Here is a 12,566-nt window from a genome sequence, read left to right on the forward strand (position 1 = left end):
TTTGCATGTATGCGTGAAAAAAACTTAACCGAGGTCAAGGCGTTCGGTTAGGGCTTCTCGGACAATCGCGGCACCGTTTGAATTCGAGTCAAGAATTGCTAAGATAGCAGTCTTTTTGCTGAAGAGGCACGGAAGAGGCACTGACGGTTTTTGCGTGGATTCAATGCAAAAAAATATTCGTAGCGAATCGCTGCCAGAAAAAATTGGTTTTCAATAAGGACGATCATGAATATCCACGAGTATCAAGGAAAAGAAATACTGCGCAAGTACGGTGTCACGACACCAAAAGGCGTTCCATGTTTTTCCGTAGACGAGGCTGTTAAAGCTGCTGAAACACTGGGCGGCAAGGTCTGGGTTGTAAAGGCACAGATTCACGCTGGTGGTCGCGGCAAAGGCGGTGGCGTGAAGGTTGCCAAGTCGCTCGACGAAGTACGCAAGTACGCTGACGACATCCTCGGCATGACGCTGGTTACGCACCAAACCGGCCCAGAAGGTCGTCTGGTCAAGCGCCTGCTGATCGAAGAAGGCGCAGACATCAAGAAAGAACTGTACGTCGGTATGGTCGTTGATCGCGGTAGCCAACGCGTTGCGCTGATGGCGTCGAGCGAAGGCGGCATGGATATCGAACACGTCGCAGAACACACTCCTGAGAAAATCCATACGGTATTCATCGATCCAACCAAAGGTCTGCTCGATAGTGAAGCCGACGACATCGCTCGCAAGATCGGTGTGCCTGAAGGTTCGATCGGCCAAGCACGCGCCTTCATGCAAGGCCTGTACAAAGCGTTTGACGAATCCGACGCATCGCTGGCAGAGATCAATCCACTGATCGTGACCGGCGATGACCGTATCGTTGCACTCGACGCGAAATTCAACTTCGACTCCAACGCACTGTATCGCCACCCTGAAATCCAGGAAATGCGCGATCTGGACGAAGAGGATGCAGCAGAAATTGAAGCATCGAAATTCGATCTGACCTACATCTCGCTCGACGGCAACATCGGCTGCCTGGTGAACGGTGCTGGTCTGGCCATGGCAACCATGGACGTCATCAAGCTGTATGGCGGCGAACCAGCCAACTTCCTCGACGTTGGTGGCGGTGCCACGACCGAGAAAGTGACCGAAGCATTCAAGATCATGTTGAAAAACCCGGACATCAAGGCGATTCTGGTCAACATTTTCGGCGGCATCATGCGTTGCGACACGATCGCCAACGGTGTGATCGCGGCAGCAAAACAGGTCGATCTGAAAGTGCCACTGGTTGTTCGTATGGCAGGTACCAACGAAGAACTGGGTAAAAAGATTCTGGCGGAATCCGGTCTGCCAATCATCACGGCTAACAACATGGCTGAAGCGGCAGAAAAAGTCGTCAACGCAGCACAGGGGAAATAATCAATGTCTATCCTGATCAATAAAGACACCAAGGTCATCACCCAAGGTATCACCGGCAAGACCGGTCAGTTCCACACCAAGATGTGCCTCGAGTACGCGAACGGTAAAAACTGTTTCGTTGCTGGCGTGAACCCAAAGAAGCCGGGCGAATCGTTCGAAGGCGTGCCGATCTACGCGTCGGTTGCTGAAGCAAAAGCAGAAACGGGTGCAACCGTTTCCGTCATCTATGTTCCGCCTCCATTTGCTGCTGCAGCAATCGATGAAGCGGTTGATGCTGGCGTCGATCTGGTGATCTGTATCACCGAAGGTATCCCAGTGCGCGACATGATCCGCACCAAGCAACGTCTGGAAAACTCCAAGACCCTGCTGCTGGGCCCGAACTGCCCAGGTCTGATTACGCCTGACGAAATCAAGATCGGCATCATGCCAGGCCACATCCACAAGAAAGGCCGCATTGGCGTCGTGTCGCGTTCGGGCACGCTGACCTATGAAGCCGCTGGCCAGCTGGCCGAGTTCGGTCTGGGTCAATCGACCGTGGTCGGTATCGGTGGTGATCCGGTCTCGGGTCTGAAGCACATCGACGTGCTGAAAATGTTCAACGACGATCCTGACACCGATGCAGTCATCATGGTCGGCGAAATCGGCGGCGAAGCAGAAGAAACCTGCGCACGCTGGATCAAGGACAACATGAAGAAACCGGTGGTCGGCTTCATCGCCGGCGTCACCGCGCCTCCGGGCAAGCGCATGGGCCACGCTGGCGCCATCATCTCGGGCGGCAAGGGTACGGCGCAAGAGAAGCTGGCTGTCATGGAAGCATGCGGCATCAAAGTGACGAAAAACCCGGCTGAAATGGGTCGTCTGCTGAAGTCGGTTCTGTAACAAGTAGTTTTGACACTCCTCTGCATGGAGGAGTGTTATCCCTACAGAAAATACACGGTGTTTTCTGCAGAGATAGTTACTCATGCAAATGCAATTGGTGCGTTACGCGCACGTCGGGATGTTGCTGCGATGGAGACAAGATTCGCGCAGTCCCGTGAGTGACAGTACAAGTTTCGAAATCTAAAGAAAGCAAAAAATGTCACAACGTTGGGTTCGTTTTAGTCACGCAGGCAACACACAGTTCGGCACGCTCGAAGGCGACAATATTCAAGTCTATAGCGGCGATATGTTTGCCAATCCGGTCAAGACCGATGTGGTTGTCAAAGCCAGTGACGTCAAGCTGTTGATGCCATGTGAGCCAACCAAAGTCATCGCCATGTGGAACAATTTCCACGCTCTGGCAGCCAAATTGAATCTCGCAGATCCGGCTGAACCGCTGTATCTGATCAAGGCGCCAAATTCGTATCTGAATCCAGGTGAAACGATCGAGAAACCACCAACCGACGACAAGATCGTCTTCGAAGGTGAGCTCGGTATCGTTATCGGCAAAAAAGCCAAGAACGTATCGGAAGCCGATGCGCTCGATTACGTGTTTGGTTACACCGCAGCGAACGACGTGACCGTCGCCAACATCCTCAATCGCGACGAATCGTTCGCACAGTGGGTGCGTGCAAAAGGTTTCGACACGTTCTGTCCGTTCGGGCCTGCGATTGCAACCGATCTGGATCCGACCACGCTGGTCGTCAAAACCATTCTCAACGGTGATGTCCGTCAGGATTACCCAATCAGCGACATGCGCTTCTCGACCCAAAAGCTGGTCAGCATGATTTCGCAGGAACTGACATTGTTCCCTGGTGACATCATCCTCTGCGGTACCTCCGTCGGTGTCGGCTCCATGAAGCCGAACAGCGTCGTCGAGGTCGAGATTGCCGGTATCGGCAAGCTCACGAACGATTTCAAATAAATAAGCTGAGGAAAGCTATGAAAATTGCTGTTATCGGAGCAGGCGCAATCGGCGGTTACGTCGGCGTCAAACTGGCATTGGCTGGTGAAGATGTGACCTTCATCGTGCGTGGTGCCAATCTGGAAGCCATTCGCAAGAACGGCGCCAAGCTGATCATGCACGATGGTTCCGAGCACGTTGCATCCAACGTCAAGGCAACCAACAACTACGACGAAGCCGGTCATCAAGACATCATCGTGTTGGCAATGAAGGCGCACCAGTTGGAAGCGATCGCTGATGATCTGCCAAAACTGATCGGCCCTGAAACCGTCATCGTCACGATGCAGAACGGTATCCCATTCTGGTACTTCCACAAACACGGTGGTGACCTTGCTGGCACCTGCGTCAAGAGCGTGGATCCAACCGGCAAGATCACGGCCAAGATCCCTGCTGATCGCGTCCTGGGTTGCGTGGTGTATCCAGCATCCGAACTGATCGCGCCAGGCGTCATCAAGCACATCGAAGGCGATCGCTTCCCGATCGGTGAACTCAATGGTTCGATCAGCGAACGTGCAACGCGCGTTTCGGAGTGCTTTACGAATGCTGGTTTCAAAGCGCCTGTGCTGGACAACATCCGTGCAGAAATGTGGCTCAAGCTGTGGGGCAACCTGACGTTCAACCCGATCAGTGCCTTGTCGCACTCGACCTTGGTGGACATCTGCCAATACCCATTGAGCCGTGAGCTGGCTGCGGCGATGATGACCGAAGCGCAAACCGTTGCGAACAAGCTCGGCATCGAATTCCGCGTGCCACTCGAAAAACGTATCGCAGGTGCGGAGAAGGTCGGCAAGCACAAAACATCGATGCTGCAAGACGTTGAGGCCGGTCGTGATCCGGAAATCGATGCGCTGGTCGGTTCGGTCGCTGAATTGGGTCGTTTGACCAACACGCCAACGCCGCATATCGATACCGTGTTTGCGCTGGTTAAGTTGCTGGCGAAGACGATGGGCGAAGAGTCCGGTCTGGTGAAGATGCAAAAGGTCTGATCTATTCAGCTTCATAAAAAAAGCCTGCGAAATCGCAGGCTTTTTCTTTTTTGGTGCATTTATCGCATTCATTGGAAAAAATAAGGAGAGAAATTTCCGAATTTCGACCTAGTAAGTATTAATACGTATTGTGAGTTCGTGATTAGATTGTTAAACATGCGTAAAACTTAACCGCGGTCAAGGAAGCTGTTTAAATCTTCTCGGAGAATCCGGGACAATCAAAGCAGCATGCGAGTGAGAAAAGCGTAAAAAGTTTCCCAATTTCTTTTCAAAGCTGGCACACTGACGCAAAGCAACTATGGAATCTGGGTGGGGGCAGGATTGATCAAGGATGTTGATAGGACGTGCCGCAAATGACGGCGTGCCATCAAAAATCCTGATCGGATTTGCAGATAAGGTTAAAGGAGGCCGTGTCTGTAAATCGTAGTGATTCTGTCGCCTCCGCAACGAATGGTGTGGTTGGTTCGGCAAAAATGTTTAGTGACATTGATGCAGGATTCAACGAAAGGACGCACCGTTTGGAAATGATCGCAACAAGCGAATTGTTTCAATCAGCATCGGCGCCGCACGATGCAGGAGCCCAAAAGGCATCTATAAAAGTGGCAGGTAGTAAGCAGTAAAAAAATTATTATTCTAAGGAGACAGTAATGATCAAGAAATTGATTTTCAAAAGCGGTGTCGCCAAAGCAACCGCAGGTGCAATTGCCGCTCTCGCCCTGACTACCGCTCCAGCATTCGCTGCCTGGGAACCAACCAAACCAGTTGAATTTGTCGTTCCTGCCGGTACCGGTGGTGGCGCTGATCAAATGGCACGTTTCATTCAAGGCGTGATCATCAAGCACAAGCTGATGAAAGAGCCTCTCATCATCGTAAATAAGTCCGGTGGTGCTGGTGCAGAGGGCTTCCTCGGCATCAAAAATGAAAAAGGTGATCCACACAAGATCATCATTACCCTGTCCAATCTGTTCACCACGCCGATGGCAACCGGTGTCCCATTCAGCTGGCGTGACATGACGCCAGTCGCGATGCTGGCACTGGATCAGTTCGTTCTGTGGACGAATGCTGAGCAGCCTTATAAAACTGCAAAAGAGTATATCGATGCAGTAAAGGCTGCTGGTCCGAACAAATTCAAAATGGGTGGTACGGGTTCCAAGCAGGAAGACCAGATCATTACTGTCGGGCTTGAAAAAGCAACCGGCGCCAAGTTCATTTACATCCCATTCAAGGGTGGTGGTGAAGTGGCTGTTCAGCTCGTTGGTGGGCACGTTCAATCGACCGTGAACAACCCAATCGAAGCTGTTTCGCAATGGCGTGCCGGCAAGCTGCGTGCTCAATGCGTATTTGATCACGAACGCATGCCTTACAAGGCCAAAGTGACCGAGACCCAGTCCTGGAACGACATTCCAACCTGCCAGGAAGCCGGCATCCCAACCGACTACACCATGTTGCGCGGTATCTTCATGCCAGCTGGTGTGACGCCTGATCAACTGGCGTTCTATGTCGACCTCTTCACCAAGCTGCGTGCTACGCCAGACTGGAAAGAGTACATGGAAAAAGGTGCGTTCAACACGACCTTCAAAACCGGCGCCGACTTCAAAACATGGCTTGAGGCAGCAGAGAAGCAGCACGCGACTCTGATGCAGGAAGCCGGCTTCATGGCCAAGAAGTAACCAGCAGGGATTCACACTGAACTGACTACGATGCTACCGGGCAACCGGTAGTGTCGGTAGCGTTCGTCTGCCCAAATCATATAAATAATTTTCAGGAGCATTCTCCATGGATCAGCATTCAGAATCCAATGGCGGCGTTCGCACAGGCGTAGCCCACTACGTCGTGGAGGCAGCGGTCGCCGGACTTTTACTCTTGCTCGGCATCATTGTTGCCATCAGCAGCTGGGAGCTTGGCGCTGGCTGGACAAGTGACGGCCCGGGCTCGGGTTATTTCCCGTTCTATATCGGTCTCGTGATCTGCATATCGGGAGCAGGTACGCTTTTTCAAGCCTTGTTTGGCAAGGAAAAAAATACTGAGATTTTCGTCGATGGCGAACAGCTGAAACGTATTTTGCAGGTCTTGATCCCTGCAGCCATCTACGTTGGCGCGATTCAACTCATTGGTATCTACGTCGCTTCGGCTATTTACATTGCACTGTTCATGATCTTCCTTGGCAAGTTCGCGCCATGGAAAGCGATCGTCGCAGCGCTGGGTGTAAATACGCTGTTCTTCATGATGTTTGAGGTGTGGTTCAAAGTCCCCCTCTACAAAGGCGCCGTCAATCTCTTGAGCTTCCTCGGTTACTGATGCGTTGACTCGGTCAATCACGGAAATCGAACAAGCTTGAATTAAAGGAGTTACTAAAATGGATGAAGTTAGCGCATTATTTCACGGCTTTGCCGTGATTTTGACGCCAATGAACTTGCTGCTGATGGTGGTCGGCATTGTTCTGGGCGTATTGATCGGCGTATTGCCGGGTCTCGGGGGCGCGAACGGCGTGGCAATTCTGTTGCCGTTGACGTTCACAATGTCACCAACGTCGGCAATCATCATGCTGACGTGTATTTACTGGGGCGCATTGTTCGGCGGTGCAATTACGTCGATTCTGTTCAATATTCCAGGTGAGCCTTGGTCTGTTGCGACAACCTTCGACGGTTATCCACTGGCCCAAAAAGGTGAGGCCGGTGCATCGTTGACGAGTGCATTCACGTCATCGTTTGTCGGCGCATTCCTGGCTGTGATCATGATCACGTTTATGGCACCGCTGGTTGCAAAATTTGCGCTGCGCTTTGGTCCGCCAGAGTTCTTTGCGGTGTACCTCCTGACCTTCTGCAGCTTTGTGGGTATGGGTAAAGGATCGCCGTTCAAGGTGCTGGGTTCGATGGCGCTGGGCTTTGCGCTGGCTTCGGTCGGTATGGATACGGTGACGGGCCAATTGCGCTTGACCTTCGGCTTCGAAGAGTTTATGCGTGGCTTCGACTTCCTGATCGCCGTTATCGGTCTGTTCGGTATCGGTGAGATCCTGTTGTCGATGGAAGAAGGTCTGGCATTCAAGGGCAAGTCGGCAAAAATCGATCCAAAAGTCGTGCTGCAAACCTGGAAGAGACTGCCTGCTTACTGGGCAACGTCGCTGCGCAGTGCAGTGGTCGGCATGTGGATGGGTGTGACGCCTGGTGGCGCAACGCCGGCATCGTTCATGGCTTATGGTCTGGCCAAGAAAATGTCTAAGAGCGGCAAGAACTTCGGTAAAGGTGAGATCGAAGGTATCGTCGCACCAGAAACCGCAGCGCATGCTGCAGGTACTGCTGCTATGCTGCCGATGCTCGCGCTCGGTATTCCAGGTTCGCCAACCGCTGCGGTTCTGCTGGGTGGTCTGTTGATCTGGGGCTTGCAGCCTGGTCCTCTGCTCTTCGTTGAGCAGAAAGACTTCGTCTGGGGTCTGATCGCCAGTATGTATCTGGGTAACCTGGTTGGCTTGGCAATCGTCTTGACCACGGTGCCAGTGTTTGCTTCGATCCTGCGTATTCCGTTCTCGATCATTGCACCAGTCATCATCGTCATCTGTGCAATCGGTGCTTACACCGTGCACAACGCGATGTTTGATATCTGGTTGATGATTGTGTTCGGTGTGATCGGCTATCTGTTCAAGAAGCTCGACTATCCGCTTGCGCCAATGGTGCTGGCGCTGGTTCTGGGCGACAAGGCAGAAGACTCGTTCCGCCAAGCGATGCTGGTATCGCAAGGTGACGTATCGATCATGTTCTCGAACCCGCTGGTTGGCACCATCACCGGTCTGGCTCTGCTCATGCTGTTCTGGCCACTGATCTCGAAACTGATTGCTTTGGTAAAACCACCGAAGAAAGATGAGTTCGCTGACGAACGTCCAGTGGATTAATCATGCAAGCGGTCGTTTTTGCAAACGACCTTAAAACAAAGCGCCTTGCAGGGTGATCCTCTGCGAGGCGCTTTTCATTGCAAAACGGTGAAATCGTGCCTAAAAAGAAGAGACTGCCTTGTAGAGAGCTGGATGAGATTCTTTGAGGAGCGGGCGGAGTACAGACTGTGCTTCTGGCGCCGCCCTGCAGCGCAGGGCAAAAGCCTTTACAATCAGATCTTGCCTTGGTGCTTGAGTCGGCTCAGTGTTTCAGGAGAAAGGTTCAGGTAAGACGCCAATTCCTTTTTGGGGATGCGGTCGAACAAGGCAGGGTGCTTACGCACAAAACGTTGTACGCGCCCCGGCGCATCAAGCAAGTGCAATGTAATCGTATGCGCCATGATGTCGCTCATCAATTGCATGACATCTAGCTCGAATGCCTGTTTGATATGTTCATGCTTGTCGAGGAAAGCGATCCATTGCTGTAATGGCAGTTTTACAATGCGGGCCTTGGTCACGCAAATAATGCTGTAAGGCGTTGGCGTTTTAAGGCGCCATGCTGCATAGCTGGTTTCCATGCTGCGTTCGTCGGCAAAGCGTAGGATCATTTCCTTGGCTTGCTGGTTGGTGACGACGCGTTTCAGGATGCCATCGAGAATAAAGTATTGCTCCATCTCGTGCACACCCTGATGCAACAGGAAATCACCCTTCGGGCAATCCACGACCAGCAAATGCTGTTCGAGCTCCGCCCATTCCTGCTCATTCATGTCTTTTAAGACATGATTTTGCTTGAGTTGAACCCGTATGACATTACGGTCAGGATGGTTATCGACAGTGGGCATTTACGGTCAGGAAACAGAGCCAAGAAGGAGTTGAAGCAAGGGCAGATATCATGCGATGAAAATTGACCGGGGTCAATGATAGAAGCGCAAGCAGATCGATATGATACGCCGACTTGAACCAGCATGCGTAATAACGCATGTTGAAAGGGTGTCTCTAAAAATCTGCCGATCAGATTTTTAGAGTCGCCTTGCAAGTAAGGATTGCCGTCAAAGAACGGTATGGACATGGCACTGAGCTACTTTGCTCAACCTTTATCGAAAGAGATTTCATTATGAGTAACGCACCTGCAGTAGTACCTGAAGGCGTAGAGTTGACCGACGGCTTCCATCTGTTGATGGACGCATTGGAATTGAACGGTATCACCAACATCTACGGTTTGCTCGGTATCCCAGTGACCGAAATCGGCCGTATGTGGCAAGCACGTGGTAACAAGTTCTACAGCTTCCGTAATGAACAAAATGCTGGCTACGCAGCATCTGTTGCTGGTTACCTGACCAAAAAACCAGGCGTTTGCGTGACTGTTTCCGCACCTGGCTTCCTGAACGGTTTGACCGCATTGGCTAACGCCACCACCAACTGCTTCCCAATGATCCTGATCTCGGGTTCGTCCGAGCGTGAAATCGTTGATCTGCAACAAGGTGACTACGAAGAAATGGATCAGCTGAACATCGCTCGTCCACACTGCAAAGCATCGTTCCGTATCAACCGTCCTGAAGACATCGGCGTTGCAGTTGTCCGCGCTGTGCGTACCGCATTGTCGGGCCGCCCAGGTGGTGTTTATCTGGACATCCCAGCACGTCTGTTCAGCACCGTTATGTCGGCTGAAGAAGGCAAAAAATCGCTGTGGGCACCAGTTGATCCAGCTCCAGCACAAATCCCTGCGCCTTCCGCAGTTCAACGTGCTGCAGAACTGATCAAAAACGCTAAAAAGCCACTGATCTTGTTCGGTAAAGGCGCTGCTTACGCTCAATGCGACGCAGACATCCTGGCATTCGTTGAAGAAACCGGTATTCCTTTCACCCCAATGTCGATGGCTAAAGGCCTGGTTTCCGACCTGCACCCACAATGTGCTGCTGCAGCACGTTCGATGGTTCTGCAAGAGTCCGACGTCGTCGTTCTGGTTGGTGCACGTCTGAACTGGCTGCTGGCACACGGCAAAGGCAAAACCTGGGGTGTTCCTAAGAAATTCATCCAGATTGATATTCAGGCAAATGAAATCGACAGCAACGTTCAAATCGCTGCGCCGCTGGTTGGTGATGTCCAATCGTGTATCAACGCACTGCGCGCTGAACTGAAAGGCTACAAGTCGGATGATCAAGCTGCCTGGGCTAAAGCGGTTGCTGAGAAGCACAACACCACCCGTGCAAAACTGGCAGGCAAATTGTCAACGCCTACCCCAGTGATGAACTATCACAACTCGCTCGGCGCGATTCGTGATGTTCTGAAAAACTACCCAGACATCTGCCTGGTTAACGAAGGTGCAAACGCACTCGACAACGCACGTATGGTCATCGACCAATACCAGCCACGTAAGCGTGTTGATACGGGTACCTGGGGTGTTATGGGTATCGGTATGGGTTCGGCTGCTGCAGCTGCTGTTGAAACCGGCAAACCAGTTGTCGCAATTTGCGGTGACTCGGCTTTCGGCTTCAGCGCAATGGAATATGAAACCCTGACCCGTTACAACCTGCCTGTTACCGTTATCGTCATGAACAACGGCGGTATCTACCGCGGTGACGAAGCCAGCCCAGATCACCAGTTCTCGTGCATGTTGTTCAACCCGAACACCCGTTACGACCAACTGAGTATCGCTCTGGGTGGTGAAGGCGTTCGCGTCAACACCCCAGAAGAACTGGCAAAAGCACTGGAAGCTTCGATCAAGTCGGGCAAAACCACCATCATCGACGCGATCATCGACCCAGCAGCTGGTGTTGAGTCGGGCCGTATTGGTAACCTGAACATCGTTTCGACGATCGGCAAGAAGTAATCTTTGTGCATGGCGCAAGCCATGTACAAACGAAGTAACTTGTTTTATCGTTACAAAGTTGGCGCGTTCCGGGCGACCGGACGCGCCATTATCCCAAAAGCCGTCTTGGCTCTTGGGCTGTAAAAAATACTCATTCCAGTGTTGAAATTTCCGCAAGGATCCGCATCTGGTCTGAATATGAATAAGTCGGCTACAAAAAGCCGTCCACATTCCGCGTAAGCCCTCGTGGGATTTCCATTTTCTGAAAATGCATTGCTGTTGAATGTTTTTTCAGGAAGCAAGTTAAACAATTAACAAGGAAGCTATCAATATGAGCAAGCCATTAGAAGGGATCAAGATCATTGACTTCACCCACGTGCAAGCAGGTCCTGCATGTACGCAGCTGCTGGCATGGTTCGGCGCTGACGTGATCAAGGTTGAACGTCCAGGTTCGGGTGACGTAACGCGTTCGCAATTGCGCGATATCCCAGGTAAAGATGCCCTGTACTTCACGATGCTCAACAGCAACAAGCGTTCGCTGACGCTGGACACCAAAACCCCACAAGGTAAGGAAGTTCTGGAAAAGCTGATCAAAGAATCTGACGTCATGGTTGAAAACTTCGGCCCAGGCGCACTGGATCGTATGGGTTTCTCGTGGGCACGTATCCAAGAGCTGAACCCAGGCATGATCATGGCTTCGGTTAAAGGTTTCTCGGAAGGTCACCACTACGAAGACCTGAAAGTCTACGAGAACGTTGCACAATGTGCAGGCGGTGCTGCGTCGACCACCGGTTTCTGGGATGGTCCACCAACCGTTTCCGCAGCTGCTCTGGGTGACTCCAACACCGGTATGCACCTGGCAATCGGTATCTTGACCGCTCTGATGGGCCGTCAAAAAACCGGTAAAGGTCAAAAAGTTGCTGTCTCGATGCAAGATGCTGTTCTGAACCTGTGCCGCGTCAAACTGCGCGATCAACAACGTCTGGACAAAATCGGCTATCTGGAAGAGTACCCACAATACCCACACGGTAAATTCACCGATGTCGTTCCACGCGGTGGTAACGCAGGTGGTGGCGGTCAGCCAGGCTGGGTTCTGAAATGTAAAGGTTGGGAAACCGATCCTAACGCCTACATCTACTTCACGATCCAAGGCCACGCATGGGCGCCAATCTGTAAAGCACTGGGTAAAGAAGAGTGGATCGACGATCCAGCGTACAACACGCCACAAGCTCGTCAAGACAAGATTTTTGACATCTTCGCGTTCATCGAAGACTTCATCAAAGACAAAACCAAGTTCGAAGCTGTCGACATTTTCCGCAAATTCGACATCCCTTGCGCACCAGTTCTGTCGATGAAAGAAATCGCTGCAGACAAATCCCTGCGTGAAAGCGGTTCGGTCGTTGAAGTTGAGCACAAAGATCGTGGCGAAAAATACCTGACCGTTGGTAGCCCAATCAAATTCTCCGATCTGAAACCGGAAATCACTGCTTCCCCACTGCTGGGCGAGCACACTGATGAAGTTCTGACTCAACTGGGTTACACCAAAGAGCAGATCGCTGAATTGCACGCAAACAAATCGGTTTAATCAAACTAAACTGATTTCTTTAAAAGCGCCTTCGGGCGCTTTTTTTA

At 51.8% G+C, this 12,566-nt stretch carries 11 protein-coding genes; 10 read left to right on the forward strand and 1 reads right to left on the reverse strand.

Translation table 11 applies throughout. The features are described 5' to 3' along the window. The first annotated feature begins 225 nt into the window (after window positions 1–225). From sucC to IEV29_RS14640, 8 genes are all read left to right on the forward strand, one after another. Window positions 226–1,392 (forward strand): ADP-forming succinate--CoA ligase subunit beta, encoded by a 1,167-nt coding sequence (gene sucC, locus IEV29_RS14605; protein ID WP_188382061.1) that lies wholly within the window; start codon window positions 226–228, stop codon window positions 1,390–1,392. A gap of 3 nt (window positions 1,393–1,395) precedes the next feature. Then, window positions 1,396–2,271, forward strand: a complete 876-nt coding sequence (gene sucD, locus IEV29_RS14610; RefSeq protein WP_188382062.1) for a succinate--CoA ligase subunit alpha — start codon at window positions 1,396–1,398, stop codon at window positions 2,269–2,271. Between the two features lie 196 nt (window positions 2,272–2,467). Continuing rightward, window positions 2,468–3,235, forward strand: coding sequence for a fumarylacetoacetate hydrolase family protein (locus IEV29_RS14615; RefSeq protein WP_188382063.1), 768 nt, complete (start codon window positions 2,468–2,470; stop codon window positions 3,233–3,235). Between the two features lie 17 nt (window positions 3,236–3,252). Next, on the forward strand, window positions 3,253–4,260 hold the full coding sequence (locus IEV29_RS14620) for a 2-dehydropantoate 2-reductase (protein WP_188382064.1): 1,008 nt from the start codon (window positions 3,253–3,255) through the stop codon (window positions 4,258–4,260). A gap of 410 nt (window positions 4,261–4,670) precedes the next feature. Continuing rightward, the gene (locus IEV29_RS14625; RefSeq protein WP_188382065.1) at window positions 4,671–4,880 is read left to right on the forward strand and encodes a hypothetical protein; all 210 of its coding nucleotides are present in this window, start codon (window positions 4,671–4,673) and stop codon (window positions 4,878–4,880) included. A 27-nt stretch (window positions 4,881–4,907) separates the two neighbouring features. Continuing rightward, window positions 4,908–5,930, forward strand: a complete 1,023-nt coding sequence (locus tag IEV29_RS14630) for a Bug family tripartite tricarboxylate transporter substrate binding protein (protein WP_188382066.1) — start codon at window positions 4,908–4,910, stop codon at window positions 5,928–5,930. A 106-nt stretch (window positions 5,931–6,036) separates the two neighbouring features. Next, window positions 6,037–6,558: a tripartite tricarboxylate transporter TctB family protein gene (locus IEV29_RS14635; protein WP_188382067.1), complete on the forward strand. Its 522-nt coding sequence runs from the start codon at window positions 6,037–6,039 to the stop codon at window positions 6,556–6,558. A 58-nt stretch (window positions 6,559–6,616) separates the two neighbouring features. Continuing rightward, window positions 6,617–8,146: a tripartite tricarboxylate transporter permease gene (locus IEV29_RS14640; protein ID WP_188382068.1), complete on the forward strand. Its 1,530-nt coding sequence runs from the start codon at window positions 6,617–6,619 to the stop codon at window positions 8,144–8,146. 212 nt (window positions 8,147–8,358) lie between these two features. Here IEV29_RS14640 and IEV29_RS14645 read toward each other — a convergent pair whose 3' ends face one another. Continuing rightward, entirely contained in the window at window positions 8,359–8,967 is a 609-nt protein-coding gene (locus IEV29_RS14645; protein ID WP_188382069.1) for a Crp/Fnr family transcriptional regulator, read from the reverse strand. Window positions 8,968–9,239: 272 nt separating this feature from the next. On the opposite strand from IEV29_RS14645, the gene oxc reads away from it, so the two are divergent. Together oxc and frc are read left to right on the forward strand one after the other, a co-directional pair. After that, window positions 9,240–10,955 carry an oxalyl-CoA decarboxylase gene (gene oxc, locus IEV29_RS14650; protein ID WP_188382070.1) on the forward strand — a complete coding sequence of 572 codons (1,716 nt, stop codon included), beginning with the start codon at window positions 9,240–9,242 and terminating at the stop codon, window positions 10,953–10,955. 310 nt (window positions 10,956–11,265) lie between these two features. Beyond that, window positions 11,266–12,519 (forward strand): formyl-CoA transferase, encoded by a 1,254-nt coding sequence (frc, locus tag IEV29_RS14655; protein WP_188382071.1) that lies wholly within the window; start codon window positions 11,266–11,268, stop codon window positions 12,517–12,519. The last annotated feature ends 47 nt before the right edge of the window (window positions 12,520–12,566 follow it).

This window comes from Oxalicibacterium faecigallinarum (assembly GCF_014635705.1).
Lineage (GTDB): Bacteria > Pseudomonadota > Gammaproteobacteria > Burkholderiales > Burkholderiaceae_D > Oxalicibacterium > Oxalicibacterium faecigallinarum.